The sequence below is a fragment of the Streptomyces sp. NPDC004752 genome, from assembly GCF_053601275.1.
Genome location: NZ_JBSGBN010000087.1, coordinates 20,773 through 40,820, shown reverse-complemented (window position 1 = coordinate 40,820; position 20,048 = coordinate 20,773). Strand labels below are relative to the sequence as shown.

The 20,048-nt window shown below is 71.8% G+C and carries 17 protein-coding genes and 1 tRNA gene; 5 read left to right on the top strand and 13 right to left on the bottom strand.

Going from position 1 to position 20,048, the window contains the following annotated elements; genetic code table 11:
* Positions 1-117 precede the first annotated feature (117 nt).
* The gene (locus ACWEKM_RS30545) at positions 118-867 is read right to left on the bottom strand and encodes a YcnI family copper-binding membrane protein (RefSeq protein ID WP_451624498.1); all 750 of its coding nucleotides are present in this window, start codon (positions 865-867) and stop codon (positions 118-120) included.
* Positions 868-1,064: 197 nt separating this feature from the next.
* Positions 1,065-1,946 carry a hypothetical protein gene (locus ACWEKM_RS30540; RefSeq protein ID WP_451624496.1) on the bottom strand — a complete coding sequence of 294 codons (882 nt, stop codon included), beginning with the start codon at positions 1,944-1,946 and terminating at the stop codon, positions 1,065-1,067.
* A gap of 182 nt (positions 1,947-2,128) precedes the next feature.
* On the opposite strand from ACWEKM_RS30540, the gene ACWEKM_RS30535 reads away from it, so the two are divergent.
* Entirely contained in the window at positions 2,129-2,572 is a 444-nt protein-coding gene (locus tag ACWEKM_RS30535) for an ATP-binding protein (RefSeq protein WP_451624495.1), read from the top strand.
* Between the two features lie 373 nt (positions 2,573-2,945).
* On the opposite strand, the gene ACWEKM_RS30530 is transcribed toward ACWEKM_RS30535, so the two are convergent.
* From ACWEKM_RS30530 to ACWEKM_RS30515, 4 genes are all read right to left on the bottom strand, one after another.
* A complete protein-coding gene (locus ACWEKM_RS30530) occupies positions 2,946-3,161 on the bottom strand; it encodes a hypothetical protein (protein WP_451624494.1) in 216 nt (71 codons plus the stop codon).
* Between the two features lie 636 nt (positions 3,162-3,797).
* On the bottom strand, positions 3,798-5,168 hold the full coding sequence (gene pdxR / locus ACWEKM_RS30525; RefSeq protein ID WP_451624493.1) for a MocR-like pyridoxine biosynthesis transcription factor PdxR: 1,371 nt from the start codon (positions 5,166-5,168) through the stop codon (positions 3,798-3,800).
* 172 nt (positions 5,169-5,340) lie between these two features.
* Entirely contained in the window at positions 5,341-6,807 is a 1,467-nt protein-coding gene (locus ACWEKM_RS30520) for an aminopeptidase P family protein (RefSeq protein WP_451624492.1), read from the bottom strand.
* A gap of 297 nt (positions 6,808-7,104) precedes the next feature.
* Positions 7,105-8,523, bottom strand: coding sequence for a PP2C family protein-serine/threonine phosphatase (locus tag ACWEKM_RS30515; protein WP_451624491.1), 1,419 nt, complete (start codon positions 8,521-8,523; stop codon positions 7,105-7,107).
* A 613-nt stretch (positions 8,524-9,136) separates the two neighbouring features.
* Between ACWEKM_RS30515 and ACWEKM_RS30510 the strand changes: the two genes are divergently transcribed.
* A complete protein-coding gene (locus ACWEKM_RS30510; protein ID WP_451624490.1) occupies positions 9,137-9,802 on the top strand; it encodes a bifunctional DNA primase/polymerase in 666 nt (221 codons plus the stop codon).
* Between the two features lie 55 nt (positions 9,803-9,857).
* Entirely contained in the window at positions 9,858-10,460 is a 603-nt protein-coding gene (locus ACWEKM_RS30505) for a hypothetical protein (RefSeq protein WP_451624489.1), read from the top strand.
* A 340-nt stretch (positions 10,461-10,800) separates the two neighbouring features.
* Here ACWEKM_RS30505 and ACWEKM_RS30500 read toward each other — a convergent pair whose 3' ends face one another.
* The 3 genes from ACWEKM_RS30500 to ACWEKM_RS30490 form a co-directional block, all read right to left on the bottom strand.
* The gene (locus tag ACWEKM_RS30500; protein WP_451624488.1) at positions 10,801-11,790 is read right to left on the bottom strand and encodes a DUF5926 family protein; all 990 of its coding nucleotides are present in this window, start codon (positions 11,788-11,790) and stop codon (positions 10,801-10,803) included.
* Positions 11,791-12,108: 318 nt separating this feature from the next.
* Positions 12,109-12,747: an ATP-binding protein gene (locus ACWEKM_RS30495; RefSeq protein ID WP_451624487.1), complete on the bottom strand. Its 639-nt coding sequence runs from the start codon at positions 12,745-12,747 to the stop codon at positions 12,109-12,111.
* A 215-nt stretch (positions 12,748-12,962) separates the two neighbouring features.
* Positions 12,963-13,790: a glycerophosphodiester phosphodiesterase gene (locus tag ACWEKM_RS30490; RefSeq protein WP_451624486.1), complete on the bottom strand. Its 828-nt coding sequence runs from the start codon at positions 13,788-13,790 to the stop codon at positions 12,963-12,965.
* A 289-nt stretch (positions 13,791-14,079) separates the two neighbouring features.
* Between ACWEKM_RS30490 and ACWEKM_RS30485 the strand changes: the two genes are divergently transcribed.
* Entirely contained in the window at positions 14,080-15,549 is a 1,470-nt protein-coding gene (locus ACWEKM_RS30485) for a S1C family serine protease (RefSeq protein ID WP_451624485.1), read from the top strand.
* A 60-nt stretch (positions 15,550-15,609) separates the two neighbouring features.
* Positions 15,610-15,696 (top strand) — tRNA-Ser (locus ACWEKM_RS30480).
* 134 nt (positions 15,697-15,830) lie between these two features.
* On the opposite strand, the gene ACWEKM_RS30475 is transcribed toward ACWEKM_RS30480, so the two are convergent.
* The 4 genes from ACWEKM_RS30475 to ACWEKM_RS30460 all read right to left on the bottom strand — a co-directional run bounded on the left by ACWEKM_RS30475 (position 15,831) and on the right by ACWEKM_RS30460 (position 20,047).
* Positions 15,831-17,207: a tyrosine-type recombinase/integrase gene (locus ACWEKM_RS30475; protein ID WP_451624484.1), complete on the bottom strand. Its 1,377-nt coding sequence runs from the start codon at positions 17,205-17,207 to the stop codon at positions 15,831-15,833.
* A gap of 62 nt (positions 17,208-17,269) precedes the next feature.
* Positions 17,270-17,455, bottom strand: a complete 186-nt coding sequence (locus tag ACWEKM_RS30470) for a helix-turn-helix transcriptional regulator (protein ID WP_451624483.1) — start codon at positions 17,453-17,455, stop codon at positions 17,270-17,272.
* Positions 17,456-17,646: 191 nt separating this feature from the next.
* Complete coding sequence (locus ACWEKM_RS30465; RefSeq protein ID WP_451624482.1) at positions 17,647-18,792, bottom strand: DUF3631 domain-containing protein; 1,146 nt, start codon at positions 18,790-18,792, stop codon at positions 17,647-17,649.
* A 349-nt stretch (positions 18,793-19,141) separates the two neighbouring features.
* A complete protein-coding gene (locus ACWEKM_RS30460) occupies positions 19,142-20,047 on the bottom strand; it encodes a bifunctional DNA primase/polymerase (protein WP_451624481.1) in 906 nt (301 codons plus the stop codon).
* Between the last annotated feature and the right edge of the window lies 1 nt (position 20,048).

Below are 20,048 nucleotides of genomic sequence, written 5' to 3'. Positions count from 1 at the left end.
CGCATCACACCCATAATATCAAAAAAATAATACACAGATATCCTACACCGGGCGCCCCCGGCGGGGCCCCCGGGCGGGCCCGGCCCCCCCGCCCCCCCCCGCCGCTGGCGAGCGGACTCAGGCGTTGGTCCGCCGACGCCCGGCGGCCACGCCGTACCCGACGCCCGCCACACCGACGACGATGCCGACGATGCCGAGTACGCGTGCGGTGGTGTCGCTGCCGCCGGAGGAGTCCGCGGCCTTCGTGTCGGCGGCCGCGTTCTCGGTCTTGCCCGTCGTGTCCGACTTGTCGGAGGCGCTGTCGGCGCCCGAGGAGGAGTGCCCGTCCTCCTCGGCGGCGGACAGGGCGAGCACCGGGGCCGGGTTCTCCGGTTCGGCCTGGCCCTCCTGCGGCACCTCGATCCAGCGCACGACCTCCTTGTTGGAGTACGTCTGGATCGCCTTGAACACGAGTTGGTCGGTGTCCTCGGGCAGGGCGCCGACGGACAGCGGGAACTTCTGGAAGAAGCCGGGCTCGATGCCCTTGCCGTTGGCGGTCCAGGTGACCTTGGTGACGGCCTCGCTGATCTTCTCGCCGTGCGACTCAAGGGGCTTGTCCAGCTTGGACCTGGTGACCTTCACGTCCCAGCCGTCGACCGGCTGCGGCATCACCGAGGCCAGCGGGTGCTCGGCGGGGAGGCTGATCTCCAGCTTGGTGGTCGAGGCGTTGTCGCGCTCGTTGGGGACCTTGAAGTCGACGACCGCGTAGCCGCCCTTGGCCGCCGTGCCCTCCGGCTGCACGGACACGTGCGCGAAGGCGGGGGCGGACAGGGCGAGGACGGCCGAGCCGGCGACAGCGGTGACGGCGGCGACACGGGAAGCCGTGATGCGAGAAGTCGTGATGCGAGAAGTCGTGATGCGGGAAGCCGTGATACGAGAAGCCTTCATGGCAGAAAGCACTCCACTCCGAGTGAGTTCCGGTGGTTCCGGTCTGGAAGAGGGGCGCGCGTTGCGCACGCGCGCGTGCCGCACGACGGCGGCCGGCCCCCTCCCTCCGGATTCCGGTGGAGCGGCGGTCCGTCGCGTCAGGCGGCGAGGACGAGTGCGGTGACGGTCGGCGGACCGCGCCGGACCACCGTGTGCTGGAGCGCGGTGGTGTGCGGGGCGGGCGCTTCGTCGCGCGCGGTACGCCGGTGACGCGGGCCGGGGCCCGGTTCGGCCTGGAGCCCGCCGCACAGAGCGCGGGCCAGCGCGAGCGCCCCGCGCAGGGACCGTACGAGCGCCGCCTCGGTGACTCCATGCGCCGACAGTTCCATCAGACGCAGCAGGGCCAGGTCGCCGCGGCGCAGCAGCCAGCCGACGGCGACCGCCGCGAGGACGTGGCCGAGCAGCATGGGCAGCGACGGCAGCAGCGCGGCGGGGGAGGACCCGGAGGAACCGGTGGCGGCGGCCGCGTGCTGCGCGGCGGCCGGGCCCGAGCCGTTGATCAGCCGGGAGTCGGCCAGCAGCCGGTAGGCGTGGGCCGGGGTGATCGCCGCCGCGCCGGCACCGCAGACGAGCCGCGCGGCCTGTTCGACCAGCGCGGCGTCGCTCATCCCACCCATCGAGTCCATGGAGCCCATCGACCCCATCGAACCCGGAGCCACCGTCGAACCCGTCGACACCGCGCCGGACGCCATGGCGGCCGTACCGTGCTGACCCAGTCCGAACAGCACATGCAGCGCGGTCTGGCCGAACGCCAGCAGCGCGGCGATGCCCGGCAGCGAGCGCTCCCGGCCGGCGAGCGGCACCACGAGCGCCATGCAGCCCAGGAATCCGACGCCCAGCGTCCAGAGCGGGACGGGGGCGCAGGAGGCCAGCGTGTGCCCGGCCGCGGCCAGCACGACACAGGCCGCGGCGAACACCGCGGCCCGCAGGATCCGGAGTCGGTCTCCGGAGCGCACCGTACGCGGGTGAGGGGCAGACATGGCGGGCTCATCATCCCACTGAAGCCCCGCGTGCCCCACGGCAGGTCCGAAAGTCCCCCATACACCGATTCCTGCCCGACCGCATCCGCCGTATGGGCGGCGTCACGTCATGGGTGTGCTTACACGAGCGTGCCCGCGGCAATAGGTAACGGTATGTCGAACCGCGGCCAGGAGGCTGGAGCATGAGCATCTGGTGGTCACTCCATCTGCGCCGCGAAGCCGCGAGCGTTCCCCTCGCGAGACGGCTGCTGCTCGGCACCATGGAGACGGCGGGCGTGGACCCCGACATCTCCTACGATCTGTCCGTCGCCCTCAGCGAGGCATGCGCGAACGCCGTCGAGCACGGTGGGGACACCGTGCGCGGCGCTTCGGAGGCGTACCGCGTGACCGCCTACCTGGACGGCGAGAAGTGCCGCATCGAGGTGACCGACTCCGGGCCGGGCTTCGCGCGCCCTCCGGCCATCCGTACCGCGCGCGTGGACGCGGAGCACGGCCGTGGGCTGTGCCTGATCCGGGAACTCGCCGATCACGTCCACATCGGCAACAAGCCGGGCCGCGGCGGCACGGTGGTGAGCTTCGACAAGATGCTCAAGTGGACGAAGGACCCCATCCTGCTCACGGCGTGACCGCCGGCGCCCGGTGACTTCCGGCCCCGCGTCTTCGCAGCCGCCGCTCCGTCTGTGCTGATGTCCCTGACAAGCGCCGGGCCCGGCTTCCTCTCGTATGAGCAGCAGTGCGGACGATGCCTTGGCGCGGGCGGCCGTCGACGCGCACAAGCCCAATCGGCGCTGACCTGCAAGCCCGGCCTGCCCGACCCGCGTGAACCGGGCACCCCGGCCGACCACCGGGACCAACGCTCCACCGCTCCCTGCGCTGGTCGGCCAAGGCGCTGGCACCCGGCCTCGCGGCAGGGGCGATGGCCGCCGCACCGGCCCCTGGGCTACGCGCGGAACTCGGCGCGATCATGCGGCGCACCGAGCACTTGGTGTGCCTGGCCGGCTACGGCCACCGGGGCGCCCTGTGGGCGCCGGGCCTGCCGGTCGCGGCGACCGCGTCGGCACCGACGCCGACGGCCGAAGCGCGCGCATCCACCGCGACCGCCCGGCGGATCGCGGCGCACACCGACCGGGCCGCCCCCCGGGCGCCCGCCCCGCGCCGCCGCGTGCGGTCGGTGCCACCGAGGCACAGGCCCGCCTGGACGTCCTCGCAGGGCACCGAACTCCTGCACAGTGCGGGCCCGCTCGGCCTGCGCCAGGTGCAGGCGGGTGCCCGCCGAGTGCTGGAGTGCTGGAGGCAGGCGGTACGGCGACAGAGGCCGGCGCCGCCGCACCGGCAGCCGGGGATCGCCGCTGACACACCACGGTCTTGGAGTCGGAGGGCTGATGCTGCCGCCAGGAGTCGTGGCGACCGGGGGCGCCGCTGAGGTGCAACGGGCTGTCGGAATGCGCCGCTTGGAGCCGCGAGCCGTCTGACACTGTCGCTTCGAGTCGCGGGGCGTTTGGTGCTGCGGCTTGGAGTCGCCAGCCGTCCGACACTGCCGCCCGGAGTCCCAGGGCGTCTGATGCTGCCGCCCGCAGCCATCGCGGGCCGGAGAACGCCCCTGACACGCAACGGGCCGCTGGGATACGCCTCCCGCAGGCACGGGCCGCCTGACGCCGTCGCCCGCGACACGGGCCGCCAGAGTGGGCCGCACACCGTCACTGGGCCACCGGAAAGCGCCCCGTACACACCGGACACCGGAAAGCACCTCGTACGCACCGGCCGCCGGAGAAAGCCCCGTGCGCACCGCACCGGCTGCCGAAACACGCCCCGCACGTACCGGCCGCCGGAGAACGCCGCCCGGCGGACGCTTCAGCGGGCGTCCAGCACTCTGGCCAGGATCTCCAGCGCCTCCGGATACACCCGTTCCTGTGGTGTCCCGTACCCGACGACCAGCCCCTGCCGCCGTCCGTCGCCCCCGGGTGCGTGCCAGTGGTCGCCCAGGCAGCCCAGGACCAGCCCCTCCGCCTCCGCCCGGCCGCGGACCTCCGCCTCGTCGGCGACCTCCACCAGGGCGTGCAGGCCGGCCGCGATCCCGCTCACCCGGCGGCCGGCGCCCAGCCGATCCAGGAGCCGGTCCCTGCGGCGCCGGTACCGGAGTCGGCACGCGCGCACGTGCCGGTCGTAGGCGTGGCTGTCGATCAGGTCGGCCAGCGCCAACTGGCCGATGGACTCGGTGTGGTGGTCGCTGTGCAGCTTGACGTCGGCGACCGCGTCCACCAGGTGCGGCGGCAGCACCATCCAGCCCAGCCGCAGCGCCGGGCCCAGCGTTTTCGAGGCGGTGCCCAGGTAGACGACCCGGCCCGGCGCCATGCCCTGGAGCGCGCCGACGGGCTGCCGGTCGTAGCGGAACTCCCCGTCGTAGTCGTCCTCGACGATCAGCCCGTCACGCGCGCGTGCCCAGTCGCCGAGCGCCCGCCGCCGCTCGGGGTGCAGTGTCACACCGGTCGGGAACTGGTGCGCGGCCGTGACCAGCACGGCGGCGGCGTCGCCCAACTCCTCGGCTCGGGCCCCGCGTTCGTCGACCGGCACCGGCACCACGGTGGCGCCGTTGCGCCGGACCACCTCGCGGTGGAACGGCAGCCCCGGATCCTCCATGGCGACCGTGCCACCGCCCAGCACGCGCGTGAGCAGCGCGAGACCCTGCACGAACCCGGAAGTGATCACGATCCGCTCCGGCGGCGCCAGCACCCCCCGCGTCCGCCCCAGATACTCCGACAGCGCGGTGCGCAGCTCGATCCGGCCGCGCGGATCGCCGTAGTCGTACGCCGGGGACGGCGCCGCCGCGATGGCGCGGCGCAGCGCCCGCAGCCAGGCCGCCGCCGGAAAGGCCCCGGCGTCCGGGCCGCCCGGCCGCAGATCGAAACGCGGCGCACGCGCGTGTGCCGCGGCTTCCGGCGTGTCCGCGCCCGCGGCCGCCAGCTCCGCCACCCGGGTGCCCGAGCCCTGCCGCGCGGTCAGATAGCCCTCGGCGACGAGCTGGTCGTAGGCCGCCTTCGCGGTGCCCCGCGCGATGCCCAGCTCCGCGGCGAGCGTCCGGGTCGCCGGCAACCGCGTCCCGGGCGTCAGCCGACCGTCCCGTACGGCGTCCCGCAGCGCCCGCTCCAGCCCGGCCCGGCGTCCGTCCGCCGCGTCCGGTTCGATACGCGGATCGACACCGAGACCGGTCCAGAAGTCGTTCACAATCCCCCTACGTCCACGATCCCCTTACGTCCACGATCCTCTTACGCCTACGTCGGCGCCGTGCCTCCCACGGGCGCGGGAACCGCGCGACCCGCCACCGGCCACCGGCCACCCTCCACCGGCAGCCGAAATGGCCGGGTACCCACCGGTACCCGGCCATTCGGATACGACGTCAGCCCTTCAGCCCGGCCATCCACGCCTCGACCTCGTCCGACCGGCGCGGCAGTCCGGCGCTGAGGTTCCGGTTGCCGTCCGCGGTCACCAGGATGTCGTCCTCGATACGGACGCCGATGCCGCGATACTCCTCCGGCACGGTCAGGTCGTCCGCCTGGAAGTACAGGCCCGGCTCGACCGTCAGCACCATGCCGGGTTCCAGCACGCCGTCCACATACGTCTCGGTCCGCGCGGCCGAGCAGTCGTGGACGTCCATGCCGAGCATGTGACCGGTGCCGTGCAGGGTCCAGCGGCGCTGCAGCCCCAGCTCCAGGACGCGTTCGACCGGGCCCTCGACCAGGCCCCACTCGACGAGCCGCTCGGCGAGCACGCGCTGGGCGGCGTCGTGGAAGTCGCGGTACTTGGCGCCCGGCGCGACGGCCGCGATCCCGGCCTCCTGGGCGTCGTACACGGCGTCGTAGATCTTCTTCTGGATCTCGCTGTAGGTGCCGTTGATCGGCAGCGTGCGCGTGACGTCCGCGGTGTAGAGCGTGTGCGTCTCGACGCCCGCGTCGAGCAGGAGCAGGTCGCCGGAGCGTACCGGGCCGTCGTTGCGGACCCAGTGCAGCGTGCAGGCGTGCGGTCCGGCCGCGCAGATGGAGCCGTAGCCGATGTCGTTGCCCTCCACGCGCGCGCGGAGGAAGAACGTTCCCTCGATGTAGCGCTCGCTGGTCGCCTCGGCCTTGTCGAGGACCTTCACGACGTCCTCGAAGCCGCGCATGGTGGAGTCGACGGCCTTCTGCAGCTCGCCGACCTCGAACTCGTCCTTGATCAGCCGCGCCTCGGAGAGGAAGACGCGCAGCTCCTCGTCGCGCTCGGCGGTGACCTTGTCGGTCAGCGCGGCCTCGATCTCCGCGTCGTGGCCGCGCACGACGCGGACCGGGCCGGTGGCCTCGCGCAGTGCGTGGGCCAGCTCGCGCACGTCCGCGACCGGGATGCCGTACAGCGCCTCGGACTCGACGAGCGAGTGGCGGCGGCCGACCCACAGCTCGCCCTGGCCGGAGAGCCAGAACTCGCCGTTCTCGCGGTCGGAGCGGGGCAGAAGGTAGATCGTCTCGCGGTGGCCGTCGGCGCTGGGCTCCAGGACGAGGACGCCGTCCTCGGTCTGGTTGCCGGTGAGGTAGGCGTACTCGACCGACGCCCGGAAGGGGTAGTCCGTGTCGTTCGAGCGCACCTTCAGGTTGCCCGCGGGCACGACCAGGCGCTCGCCCGGGAAGCGGGCGGACAGCGCGGCACGGCGGCGCGCGGTGTGCTCGGCCTGCTCGATGGGCTTCAGGTCGCGCAGCTCCGTGTCGGCCCAGCCGGACTTCATGTTCTCGGCGAGCTCGTCGGAAACGCCCGGGTACAGGCCGTTCTTGCGCTGTTTGATCGGCTCCTCCGACTCAGTCTCCGGGGTTTCCGGGTTGAGTTCGTCGGCCACGGTCATCCTCCTCGATACGGCACGGATCCTCCCCCGAGCACTCGGCGCTCTGGGCTCCGCCCAAGCAGGGGGACCCTCATCATCGTACGGTCGTACCGCGCCGGACCCTGGGGCGGACGACCTGCTGTGACCGGTCATGCCGGCTTCGCTCCCGCCTGGTGGCCGGCTTCGCGCCCGCCCGATGGCCGGCTTACGCGCCCGCCCGGTGGTCGGGTTGCGCTCGCCCGCCCGGTGGCAGCCGACGGCCGGGATGACGCCCGGCCGGCGGTCCTGCGAAGCGGCAGGCCGACCTTGGGCCGACGGTCAGTCGAAGCGCGCCGCCAGCAGCACGATGTCCTCCTCGCCGTCCGCGATGCCCTGCCCCTCCGGCAGCATGGCCCGCAGTACGTGGTCGGCGAGGGCGCCCGGGTCGCCGCGCAGCACGCGTGGTGCGCCGGCACCCGCCGCGTGCAGCCGGGCGAAGGCGCGGTCCATGGAGTCGCCGGTGCGGCGCAGCAGCCCGTCGGTGTACAGCAGAACCGTCTCTCCGGCCGCTGCCTGGATCTCCACGCTCGGTGCTTCCCAGCAGGCGAGCATCCCCAGGGGCGCGGACACGGAGGTCTCCGCGAACTCGGTACGCCGCTCGCCGATCAGCAGCGGCGGGCTGTGTCCCGCGCCGGCCAGGGTGACCTTGCGCAGTGCGGGTTCGCAGTAGGCGAACAGGGCGGTGGCGGAGCGGGCCGGTTCGGTCAGGCGCAGCAGCAGTTCGAGGTCGGACAGAACGGCGACCGGGTCCTCGCCCTCCATCACGGCGTACGCCCGCAGCGACGCGCGCAGTCGGCCCATCGCGGCGACCGCGCTCGGACCGGAACCGGTGACCGAGCCGACCGCGAGGCCGAGCGCGGCGTCCGGCAGCGGCAGCGCGTCGAACCAGTCGCCGCCGCCGCGCGGGCCGCTGCTGTGCCGGGCGGCGAGTTGGACGCCGGCCACCCGGGGCAGCCGGGAGGGGAGCAACTCCTCGGCGATGGTGGCCATGCACGCGCGCGTGCGTTCCAGTTCCAGCAGCCGGGCGAGGTGTTCGGTGGCGTAGCGGGCGTAGAGGCCGGCGAGGTGGCGCTGCCGCTCGTGCGGTTCGGCGGGTTCGTCGTAGAACCAGACGGCCGCGCCCAGTCGGCCGGCGGCCGTGGTGGACAGGGGCAGGGCGTAGCTGGCGGCGTAGCCGAGGCGGACGGCCACTTCGCGGTGGCGGGGGTCGAGGCCGTCCTCGGCGAACAGGTCGGGGTGGACGATCTCACCGGCGCCGCCGGGCAGTCCGGCCGCCGTGTCGAGGAGCGCCGCATAGGGCAGGGCACCCCGGGGCACGGTCTCGATATGGCCGAGATCGGACCGGGCGAGGCCCAGGCCGACCGTCCTGCCGGGGCCGCGGCCGTCGTCGGGTTCCAGCACGACGAGACCGCGCCGGGCGCCCACGAGGGCGGCTCCGGCGCGCAGCAGTTCCTGGAGCGCGGCATCGAGCGAGTCGGTACGGGCCAGGCGTTCGGTGAGTTCGTGGAGGGTTGTGAGGTCGGAGACCCAGCCGGCCAGCCGGTCCTGGAGGAGGGCGCCCGGCGGGGGGACGTGGGGGACGGCCGTCTTCGCCACGGGAGGTGTGCCCGGGGCGGCGATGACGGGCGCGACAGTGTGTGCGGGCGTGGGGAGCGTTGAATCGATTCCGGCCACTTTCGGAGGGTGAGGGGCGCTCATGGTGCCCGGCCTTCAGAGCGGTACGTATTGCTCCATAGCATCGCAAACCCCCATGTCATTCTGCGCCGCTGGCAACGTCTCCACATGTACACGCACTCGTGAGGAGATGTCCAGCATTGTCCTGCTGGGATTCCTGGTGTCCGTGGGCCTCTTGTGGGTTCCGTCGGACCCCTTGCGTAATGGCAAAGTTGGCTTAAAACTGCCTCGGGTATCGGTTCATTGCGGTCGACTGGCCTTGCTCCACAGAGCGTCACAGCGGTCGTGATGGGTACGTACTCGGAGAAGGCCAGGGGTGGTTGGGGGCCACCCGGAACCTGGCGACGGACCCGGGCGTCATAACCACCGACGACCGTGCCCCATCCTCCCGTGGCGGAGGCGGAGAGAAATACGTGTGACGGCAAAACGCCAGACTTCGCCACCCCCGCGCCGCAGCCGTGTTTTTTTGACAGACGTAGTAGAGACGCGGATACGGCCAACGCTCGACCCCTTGGGGTTCCCCTTGCCCGGAGCAGGGGTGTGATGCGCCAACAGGTACGCACAGTGAAGTGATCGACACATGGTGTGATGTGGTCCACGGTGTTGCCAGCGGTGCAACGGAAAGGAACGAGCGCTCATGCGCGAGATCCTCGGAAGGCGACGCAGGCTCCTGCCCAGGCGGAACGGCGGGGGGCCCGACCTGATCAGCGCGGCTCTGACCTTTGCGACAGAATGGCAGTGGCCGGTGCTCCCGGGCGTGGCGCCCGACCCGGAGGGCCGGGCCCGCTGCGCATGCCCCAACCCGGAGTGCACGGTGCCCGGTGCGCACCCCTTCGACCCCGGCCTCCTCGCGGCCTCCATCGACGCGCGCATGGTGCGCTGGTGGTGGACCAACCGGCCCGGCGCGCCCATCGTCCTGGCCACCGGAGGCACGGCGCCCTGCGCGGTCAGCCTGCCGGCCCTCGCGGCGGCCGACGCCCTCGACGCCCTCGACCGCCGCGGTATGCGGCTCGGTCCGGTGGTCGCCTCGCCCACCCGGTGGGCGTTGCTCGTGAAGCCGTACTCCATGGAGCAACTGGGCGAACTGCTCTATGCCAAGGACTTCGTCCCCGGCTCGCTCCGCTTCCATGGCGACGGCGGCTATCTGGCCCTGCCCCCGTCGGAGACCGGCCAGGGCGCCATCCGCTGGGAGCGCGCCCCGCTGCCCGGCTCGGCCGCGCCCTGGGTGCCCGACGTGGAAGCGGTGGTGGATGCCGTGGTCGACGCGCTCACTCGTACGGGTGTGAGCGCGCCCGAGTTGTAGGGGTGTCGGGCGCGCACGGCATGTGGCGCCCGAGCCCGCTCGTTATCGTCCGCACATGAACGTTCGTCTGCTCGCCCTGGCGGGCGTCGTGGCATGCGCAGTGGCGCTGCCGCTGGCCGTGGCCTCCGCGGGCCCCGTCGGTGACGGTGGCGGAACGGCTGTACGCCGTTCTGCTCAGGAGGCCGCCTACGGTTCGCCGTACGAACCCTCGTACGACCGTGGACTCGGCGACAGGCACGACGACGAGAAGGCATCATCCGCCGCAGCCGGCCGCGATCCGGAGCTGCTCGGTCCGGGCCTCGCCACCGCCACCACCGCCGCCCGCTGCGGCCCCGAACTCTCCTCCCCCGACGGCATCGAGGCGCAGACCTGTGTCCTGACGCAGGGCGCGGACACCTGGGCGCGCACCTACTACCGCAACGCCACCGGAGCGGCGCTGGACTCCGTGCTGAGCCTGATGGGACCCGGCGACCGCACCGTGCGGATGCACTGCGCGGCGGGCGCCGACGACACGCCCGACACCTGTGAGACACCGCGCGAGCGCACCCGGGACGTCCTGGACGGATACACCGCGGTCACCGAGTTCTCGGCCCGCCGGGAACAGGGGCCGCTGCTGCTGCGCTCGGGCAGCAACTCTGGTCTGTCCGACGGAAGTTGACGAATGGGTGCGTTCCGTACAGCGTGCCGTCCATCGAGCTGTGCACGGAGCCGCACATGGAGCCGCACATGGAGCCGCACATGGAGCCGCACATGGAGCCGCACATGGAGCCGCACATGGAGCCGCACATGGAAAGACCCGGTTGCTGGCGACGGGGGATGCACCAGCAACCGGGCTACTGGAACGGTAACAAGAGATCGGCGGTTCGCAAATTCCGTCTTGGCTATTCGGACACCGATTTCCCTGTCGCGACGGGGAGTTGTGACAGGAGTCACCCGATGCTGCGATCCGCTGTGCGGCCGACCGACCGGTCAGCCGCACACCGGTGCGGCCCGGTGCCTCAACTGAGGGTGACCTGCCGGTTGGTCAGGCCCCCGCGCGCGCGACGCTCGTCGGCGGTGAGCGGTGCGTCGGTGGCCAGGGCGGCGGCGAGCCGCTCGGCGAACTCGGCGGCCGGCTTCTCCACATCCTCGGCAAAGACCGTGCTCGGCAGGTCCCAGACCGGCACGGTGAGCCCGTGAGCACGGAAGGAACCGACCAGGCGGGTGCCCTCGCCGAGGCTTGAGCGGCCCGCCGCGTGCAGCCGGGCGAGGGCGTCCAGAAGTCGCTCCTCCGGGTGCGGCATGACCCAGCGCAGGTGGTTCTTCTCCGGCGTCTCGCACCAGTACGCGGCGTCCACACCGGCCAGCTTCACCGTGGGCACGGCGGCGGCGTTGGCCCGCTCCAGGGAGGCGGCCACGTCCGGAGTGGTGTTCTCCGGGTCCGGGACCCAGAACTCGAAGCCGCTGTGCACAACTGGCTCGAAGCCGCCTTCGGGGTCGAGGAACTCCTGCAGCCGCGGCCCGTCGGCCGGGGCGCGGCGGCCCTGGACGGGCGTGCCCGGCTCGGCGCCGAGGGCCTGCTGGAGGGTGTCGGCGAGATCGCGGCTGATGTCGCCGGACGCCGTGTCGTTCTGCAGGCCGAGCAGCACCGAGCCGTCGTCGCGGCGCAGGGCCGGCCAGGCCATCGGCAGCACCGTCGCCAGCGTGACCGACGGGACGCCCTCGGGCAGGCCGTCCTTCAGGGTCAGCTCGACGGTGGCGGCGGGCACCAGCTCGCGCAGCGCCACCCAGTCGCACTCGCCGGGCAGACCCTCGAAGGGCCGCTGCACCAGCTCGGTAGCGGCGTGCGCGGCGGCCCGGCCGTGGCACGCCTTGTAGCGGCGGCCGCTGCCGCAGGGGCAGGGCTCGCGGGCACCGACAACCGGAACGTGTCCTTCAGCGCCTTCGGCGCCGACTCCGCCCGTGGTCTGCGGGTGCTTGGCCTTCGTCTGGGGTCGCTTTTTGGCCATGGTGGGTGTCTCCCGGTTACGGCTCATCTCGTACGGGCGGAGCCTAGCCGTTTACGCCGCGGCCGACCGGGACCTGTGGACAACGCGGCAGCACGGTCGGCGCAGTGACACCTGCCGAGCACTGCGCACCGCGCCCGGCAACGGGCGACCCGGCAATCTGCGGCCTGGGAACCTGGCAACCTGCGCCGCGGGAGCCCGGCAACCTGCGGCCTGGGAACCGACGGCTTGTGCGCCGGCGGCTTGCGAACGGACGACTGGCGAATGTGCGGCTTGCGATGCGAATGGACGGCTTGCGAACGGGACCGATGGCCCGGGAGCTCAGTCCACGTCGTCGAAGTCGTCCACGAAGCCGAGGTCGGGGAGTCCGGAGACGACCGGTGCCGCGACCCGCGCGGCGAAGCCTTCCAGGCGGCGCCCGGCGTCCGGATCGTGCACGTCCGCGTGGACGACGACCCACACGGTGACCTCGCCCCGGGTGTCGTCCCGTACGCCCCAGTCGTCGGCCAGTGCCGTGATGATGTTGAGCCCGCGACCGCCGTGCGCGGTGACCGACGGGGTGGCCGGAGCCGGGCGGGTGGGACCGCCGCCGTCCGTGACCTCGACGATGAGCCGACCGCGCGGGTCCACGCGCCACGCGGCCCGGACGTCCCCGTCCCCGGCCGACGCCTCACCCAGTGGACGCCCGTGTTTGCAGGCGTTGCTCAAAAGTTCGGAAAGGATCAGTACGGCGTCGTCGATGACCGATTCCGATACGCCACCGCTGCTCAACTGATCGCGCATCCGGTGTCTTGCTTCCCCCACGCCCGCAGGGCCATGGGATACGGCCATGCTCGACGACGTGGGCACTTCCTGTGCCACCACCAACGCCACCCCCGAGACCTCCTTCGCCCCACGCCACGGTGTGGATGCCCCAATGGCCTGTACCGGAAACTGGTCAACCCGCGGCCGGTGATGCATTCGCAACGATCGAATACGGACCGAGCGCGCCGGGGCACTCCCCGTGACGGAGTGATGAAGGCGTGGCTTGATTTCGATTCTGTGGCCGAGAAAGGAGCATGCTTGAGGGGTGCGGACGGGGTCAAGGGGTGTGAACCGGTCCTTACGTGACTCTTCATAAGACTCTTCAGACTCTTCGAGTCATCGGCGCGCACAGGCGCACTCTGCCGGGGGCGTCACCGGCCGAGTCGGTGCAGCACCGCGCGGGGGCGGTTGGTGATGATGGCGTCGACGCCCAGTTCGACGCAGAGGTCGATGTCCTCGGGCTCGTTCACGGTCCACACATGCACCTGGTGACCGGCCCGTTTCAGCCGCTCGATGTACGCCGGGTGAGTGCGCACGATCCGGATCGAGGGTCCCGCGATCCGGACGCCGGCGGGCAGCCGCCCGTCGCGCAGCCGGGGTGAGACGAACTGCATCAGGTACACCGTCGGCAGCGTCGAAGAGGCCGCCCGCACCCGGTGCAGCGAGCGCGCCGAGAAACTCATGATCCGCACCTGCGAAGCCTCGGCGGCGGCCGGGGAGTCGAGCCCGAACCGCTTCAGGAGCACCAGCAGCCGTTCCTCCACCTGCCCGGCCCAGCGGGTGGGGTGCTTGGTCTCGATGGCCAGCTCCACCCGCCGTCCGGCGCCCGTGACCAGTTCGAGCAGCCGCTCCAGGGTGAGCACGGAGGTGTCCGCGCGGTCCTCCGGGCGGTATTCCCAGTCGGGCTCCTCGTCCCGGCCGCGCCAGGTCTCGCGGGTCCGCCGGGAGCCGAAGTCCAGAGCGGCCAGTTCGGACAGTTCCAGAGCCGACACCGCCCCGCGCCCGTTGGACGTACGGTTGACCCGCCGGTCGTGGACGCAGACGAGGTGGCCGTCCGCGGTCATCCGTACGTCGCACTCGAGGGCGTCCGCGCCGTCCTCGATCGCCTTCTTGTAGGCGGCGAGGGTGTGCTCGGGGGCGTCCTCGGAGGCCCCCCGGTGGGCGACGACCTGGATGTGGTGCTGTGGTGCGTGGGTCACCGCGCCATGGTCCCATCGTGAGGAGGTACGCGCGGCGGTGCGGGCGCGTATGGGAAGCGAAACGGCGGCGCCCACTTCGCTCCAGAATGGAAATTTTGTCAGAAAAGACCTATATAAAGGGTGGCCTCGGACCCACAGCCACCGCTTATGGTGCTCTGACGGCCCATGGGAAAAGCTGACATCAGACAAAAGCACCTGCACAGCTGCATCGCGCCGGACCGTGAACAATCGTGAATGCGCGTGACCGAGTGCGACCGAGAACAACAGCCGTGGATCGAGGAGAAGAGCTGTGAGCACCGAGAACGAGGGCACCACGGTCCCCCCGGCCCCGTCCGCACCCCCCGTGCCGGTGGCATCTCCCGCTGCTTCCCCCCAGGCAGCCCCGCCCGAGGGGAGTACGCCGACGGCTCCGATGCCGCCGGTGCCCCCGGGCGCCCCCGGCGCGCCGGAGCATGACGGGGTGCCGACTGCGTATGCCACGGCGGGCCCGTCCGACGGACCGTCGGCCGCCGGCTCCGCCCCGGGCGGCTCCTGGCCGCCCCCGCCGCCCGCCACGCCCACCTACGCGGACGGCGGCGCGGGCGCGGGCTTCGGCTGGGGATCGTCGTGGCAGCAGCCCGCCCCCAAGCCGCGCAGCGGACGCGGCGGACTGGTCGCCGCGGTCCTGGTGGCCGCGCTGGTCGCGGGCGGACTGGGCGGCGGACTGGGTTACACCCTGGCCAAGAACAACGACAGCGCCGGCTCCACCACCGTCTCGGCCTCCGACAACGGCAGCGCCTCGCAGGTCAAGCGCTCCCCGGGCACGATCGCGGCCGTCGCGCAGCAGGCACTGCCCAGCACCGTCACCATCGAGGCGGAGGGCAGCAGCGGCCAGGGCGGCACGGGCACCGGATTCGTCTTCGACACCCAGGGCCACATCCTCACCAACAACCACGTGGTGGCGGAGGCCGTCGACGGCGGCAAGCTGACCGCCACGTTCCCGAGCGGAAAGAAGTACGACGCCGAGGTCGTCGGCCACGCCCAGGGCTACGACGTCGCCGTCATCAAGCTCAAGAACGCCCCGTCCGACCTCAAGCCGCTCGCCCTCGGCGACTCCGACAAGGTGGCCGTCGGCGACGAGACGATTGCGATCGGCGCGCCCTTCGGACTGTCCAACACGGTGACGACCGGCATCATCAGCGCCAAGAACCGCCCGGTCGCCTCCAGCGACGGCAGCGCCAGCAGCAAGGCGTCCTACATGAGCGCCCTGCAGACCGATGCGTCCATCAACCCGGGCAACTCCGGTGGCCCGCTGCTGGACGCCGGCGGCGCGGTCATCGGCATCAACTCCGCGATCCAGTCCAGCAGCGGCGGCGGACTGGGCGGCTCCGGCCAGTCCGGCTCCATCGGCCTCGGCTTCGCCATCCCGATCAACCAGGCCAAGTACGTGGCCCAGCAGCTGATCAAGACCGGCAAGCCGGTCTACGCGAAGATCGGCGCGTCCGTCTCCCTGGAGGACTCCACGGGCGGCGCGAAGATCAGCGAGTCGACCGCCGCCGGCGCAGCCGCGGTCGAGTCGGGCGGTCCCGCGGACCAGGCGGGGCTCAAGCCGGGCGACGTCATCACCAAGCTGGACGACAGGGTGATCGACAGCGGCCCGACCCTGATCGGCGAGATCTGGACCCACAAGCCCGGCGACAAGGTCACCGTCACCTACCAGCGGGGCGGCCAGGAGCACACGGTCCAACTCACCCTCGGCTCCCGCGAGGGCGACAGCTGACCCCACGCGCGTGTGCCGACCGGTTAGTCTTGTTCCCGCGCTGCCCACCGTGCAGCGCGGGGAGGCGTGCCCGAGCGGCCGAAGGGAACGGTCTTGAAAACCGTCGTGGCAGCGATGTCACCGTGGGTTCAAATCCCACCGCCTCCGCACAGGTCATAGAGGTGCTGGTCAGAAGGGGTGCCCCTCATCGAGGGGCGCCCCTTCTTCGTGCACCCTGTCTCACCCTGATCCGGCGGTATCCCGCTTCTGACCAGCGTGTGCGGCCAACCTGCGGCCAGGGATCAGGGCCCCTCGGCCTGCCTCTCGTGCTCCGCCAACCCTTGCTCGATCAGCGCGTTCATCTTGGCTTCCTCGCCGTCCAGCACCTTGGCGTAGTAGCGCTGGAGGACGGCGACGCTCTGACCCGCGCGGCGGGCGGTCTCGGCCAGGCTCACCCCGGAGCGGAGCCAGAACGACACGCATGCATGCCGCAGGTCGTACGGGATGGCCGCAAGCGGGGAGGCCACCTGCGCCGCGGTGAGCGCCTTCCTGCGCGCTTCCTTCCATACCGCGCCGTACTCCTGCGACCGGACTGGGCCCCCTCGTACCGCGCTGAACAACCGCCCCTCGGCCGTCGTGCCGACCGCGTCGAGGTGGGCGCGCAGGATGGCGACCAGTACCGGCGGGATGGGTACCGGCCGAATCGCCCGGCGGGCCCGGTGCTTCAACTGCCGTTCCTCGTAGGGCTTGCCGTCATCCGTCCATGCGGAGCCCACTTGCGGCCGGGCGCCGGCGAGCAGGAGCCGTCCCCACCCTTCGGCGGGAAGGTCGCACTGGTCGGCGCTCAGCATGGACACTTCTTCAGGCCGCATCGCGGCGTAGTAGATGCAGGCGAAGAAGGCGACCAGGTGGGCACCGCGGGGACCCTGGACGCGGACCGCATCGAGCAGGGCCCGCGCTTGTGCTGGGGTGGCGACGCTGCGCACGTCCAGTTCTTCCACTGCCTTGGGGGTCTCCCAGTGCACGCGGTGCAGCGGGTTGCCGGGCAGCAACTCGTGTTCCACGGCCAGGCGCAGGCAGTTGCTCAGCACTGCCCGGCGACGCCGGAACGTGTTCGCAGCGGCTGACTTCCCGTCTTGGCGCTTGGCCAGGTACTCCAGCACCGTGCGCACGCGCTTGGCGCTGTCCAGGTCGACCACGGCCGGGGTGTTGCGCTCGACCCACGCCAGTGCCTTGGCCTCAGCTTCCGGCGGTTCCTGGTCGTGCCGTCCGGCGTTGAATCCCCACTGGTAGAGGGCGCGGCGCAAGACGTCGTCAGCCGGGCGCCCCTTCTCCGCCGGGCACAGAGCCATCGTGGCGATGGTCAGGCTCTCCGCGATGCTCGCGCGGTGCTTCGCTGCCGCGGTCGGCCACTTCCGGGCGGCGTGCGCGCGAGCGTGGGCGTACCAGCTCGTACGATTCCGCTCGCGCACCTCGGACACAGGGAGACCGGTCTCCGTATCGAACGGCTCCCCCTTGCGCGTCGCCGTCAGCAGCTCCGCACGCCGAGCGTCCGCGAGCGTCTTGGTCGCGAACTTCTCCTGGAACTCCTCGCCGTCGACCACCCACCGCAGTTGGAACGGGGCGGCCTTGCTCGAACGCTTCCGGACGCTCCAAACGCGCACGTCATAGCTGTGCATTGCTCTCCTTCAAGGGGAAGGGACCCCGCCGAACAGCGGGGTCCCTTCGGGGCGGTGGTGGTTCAGGCGGACATCTCGTGCTTGGCCCACCAGGCGTCGAGGTCACTGCGACGGCAACGGAGTTGCCCGTTCGACAGCTTGATGAGCTTCGGAGCCTTGCCACGGGCGCGCATGCGGTAGAACGCGGCGCGGCTCATCTTGATCTCACTGAGGACTTCGCAGAGTTTGAGCTTCTCGGTGCCTGCCAAGACGGCAACTCCTTCTCGGGGTGAGGAGCGGGGGCCCGTCGGCCCCCTTCTGAGGGCCGCTACTTCCGCTACCGCCGCTACCGTGCAGGTCAGGGGCCTGTTGGAGGTAGCGGGAAGGGGTAGCGGTAGCGGATGGGTAGCGGCTCGGTAGCGGCAACCGGGGCCGGTTGCCGCTACCGCGTTAGCGCAGGTCAGGCCACGTTTTCGGTGCCGGGTAGCGGAGGTAGCGGACTTTCCGGGGGTGGGGGGCAGTAGCGGGCCCATGCGTCGTGCAGATCGGCGGCGTGGTAGCCCTTGAGGACGCTCCCGGCGGTCTTGATGTTGCGGGAAGCGATCGGCTCGTTGTCGGCCGTCATGTACTCGGCGAGCATCCGGGACAGGCGCCGGTTGTCGAGCGGCTTGCCGTGCAGATCGGCCCACGGGGCGTCGTCCAGGGAGTTCAGCCGGTCCAGGATGGCGACGGTGGGAAGCCGGTCGATACCGACCATGACGTGATCGCGCAGGTCGGTCAGCAGCCGGACGCCCAGGCTGCCCCTGTCGTTGGTCTTGGAGGCGGTGACCAGCGTCACGCACGCTTCCCGCGCCCGCTCCGGCCAGTCCCCTCCGGCCGCGTCGGCGATGGCGAGCAGGGGTTCCCACACGTCGGCGGGCCGGTCGGTGACTCCGTCGGGCATGTCCGGCCACGCCCCCATGACGAACCCCCGGGCGCCTTCCGCCCACTGCGCGAGGCGGTCACGGAGCTTGTGTCCCTCGGCTTCATGGACGCGGGCCCGGAAGGCTTCCACGCGTTCGTTGCGGGCCCGTCGGCGCATGCGGATGACGACGGAACGGGTCATGATCGTGTCGGGCAGGGAGCCGAGTCCGGCGACCGCGACCGCGCAGTACGAGGGGAACGCCTGCACGCTCTGGTTGCCGCCGTCGCCGATGCACCGGTAGGTGACCCCGGTGCGTCGGTGACCGGCGTTCAGGAACCCGCGCAGTTCCTCGTTGTCCCCCGCCTTCGGGCCGAAGATCGTGTCAATCTCATCGAACAGGATCGTCGGTCGGCCGCTGGGGTTGGACACGGACCGGAACAGGGCTGCGGCGGACGCGTTGACGGCCGTCATGGGCTGTGGGACCAGCGTCTCTACGATCTCCAGTGCCCGGGACTTCCCGGAGCCGGGTTCCGGGGAGAGGAAGGCGAGACGGGGGGTGGAGTCGAAGCAGTCGAGCAGGTGGGCGTGGGCGTCCCACAACGCGACGGCGACGTAGGCGGCTTCGGTGGGGAAGACGTTGAACCGGCGGTGGAAGGCTTCCACCTCGTTGAGCAGTGCGGCCCCGTCGATGGTGGGGGTCATGCGGCAGCCCTTCCTTCCTGGGGGTTGCGGAGCGGGCAGGCGTCGCGGTGGGCGGTGTGGTCGGCGATCAGGGCCAGCACGCGCTTGTGGCCGACGGCGCTTTGGTCCCGGCTGCACGCGCACGTGGATGTGGCGGTAGGGGTTGTGCCGCGTGGTGCGCGGATGTGCAGCCACGCGACGGGGTGCCGGCCGTCTCCCTGCTGCGGGTCAGAACGAAGGACAGTTCGGACGCCCTTGCGGGCGGCATCCTTCGGTCCGCCCACAACCGGCGGGGGCGTGCCCGGTCCGGCGGCGCGGGGGTCTGTCGGGGTGGTGGTGATGCTCTTCAGTGGGGGGCGGGGACGGGGGTTCATGCCGCCCCCCGCCTGCGCTGGTTGTGTGTGATGGACCAGCTGAGGGCGCTGCGGATGGTGGAGCGGCACTCGGACGCGGACAGTCCGGCCGCCTCGCCCCCCGCCTGAAGAGCCTGCTCGACCACGTGCCGGGGGAGGTCGCCCCACGCGACGAACCGTCCCAGAGCGCGCGCGGCCCGGAACAACGCGGCTTCCCTGCCGCCGACTTGGGCCGTGGCGACATTCCGGGTCTCACTGGCGAGTGCCACATCCGCATATCGGCGGGATTGCCCCGGGATGGCCGTTGAGGGCGCCTGAGACGGCTTGGGGGCGGGTTGCAGGATGCATTGCAGCCAGGCGGGCAGTGAGGCGGTCTCGGGGCCGCTCAGGGCTTCGTAGGGTCCGGCGGGGGTGATGCTGCCCGCTGCGACGACGTAGCCGCCCCATGCGCGGGTGTCGACCGAATCGGCAACGGTCCCGGCGGTGTTGGACAGCCGGATGCCGTCGGGGGCGGTGAAGTAGAGGTGTTGTCCGCCGCTTGCGGTCCGGGTGCGGTAGGTGGCGGGGACGGCATGTCCGGCGCGCTCGCAGAGCGCCCCGAAGGTTGCCGCGCCGTCAGGCGCGTCCGAACTGCCTTTGTGCTCTGGCGTGTCCAGGTCGATGACCAGCAGTCCGGACGGACCGGTGGCGATGCCGACGTTGTACGGGGCCCGCGACCAGGCGGCGCGGATGCGGTCGGGGGCGGTGGTGGCGCGCTGCTCCCACTTCCGGTGTCCACCTGTACAGGGGCCGGTGCGGGGGCAGGCGGCTTCCCCGTGCAGGGCGGGCCGCTTGGTGTCGGGGCGGAGGGGGAAGACGTGCCAGCCGTGTTCGGCGGCGTCCAGCGCTGCCGACAGCAGCGCGGATCGGGGGTCATGGGTCATG

Excerpts from the sequence above, each read along its gene's own strand:
- ACWEKM_RS30540 (WP_451624496.1), bottom strand. The coding sequence starts at position 1,946 with ATGTCTGCCCCTCACCCGCGTACGGTGCGCTCCGGAGACCGACTCCGG.
- ACWEKM_RS30535 (WP_451624495.1), top strand. The coding sequence starts at position 2,129 with ATGAGCATCTGGTGGTCACTCCATCTGCGCCGCGAAGCCGCGAGCGTT.
- ACWEKM_RS30520 (WP_451624492.1), bottom strand. The coding sequence starts at position 6,807 with ATGACCGTGGCCGACGAACTCAACCCGGAAACCCCGGAGACTGAGTCG.
- ACWEKM_RS30515 (WP_451624491.1), bottom strand. The coding sequence starts at position 8,523 with ATGAGCGCCCCTCACCCTCCGAAAGTGGCCGGAATCGATTCAACGCTC.
- ACWEKM_RS30510 (WP_451624490.1), top strand. The coding sequence starts at position 9,137 with ATGCGCGAGATCCTCGGAAGGCGACGCAGGCTCCTGCCCAGGCGGAAC.
- ACWEKM_RS30505 (WP_451624489.1), top strand. The coding sequence starts at position 9,858 with ATGAACGTTCGTCTGCTCGCCCTGGCGGGCGTCGTGGCATGCGCAGTG.
- ACWEKM_RS30500 (WP_451624488.1), bottom strand. The coding sequence starts at position 11,790 with ATGGCCAAAAAGCGACCCCAGACGAAGGCCAAGCACCCGCAGACCACG.
- ACWEKM_RS30495 (WP_451624487.1), bottom strand. The coding sequence starts at position 12,747 with ATGCATCACCGGCCGCGGGTTGACCAGTTTCCGGTACAGGCCATTGGG.
- ACWEKM_RS30475 (WP_451624484.1), bottom strand. The coding sequence starts at position 17,207 with ATGCACAGCTATGACGTGCGCGTTTGGAGCGTCCGGAAGCGTTCGAGC.
- ACWEKM_RS30465 (WP_451624482.1), bottom strand. The coding sequence starts at position 18,792 with ATGACCCCCACCATCGACGGGGCCGCACTGCTCAACGAGGTGGAAGCC.
- ACWEKM_RS30460 (WP_451624481.1), bottom strand. The coding sequence starts at position 20,047 with ATGACCCATGACCCCCGATCCGCGCTGCTGTCGGCAGCGCTGGACGCC.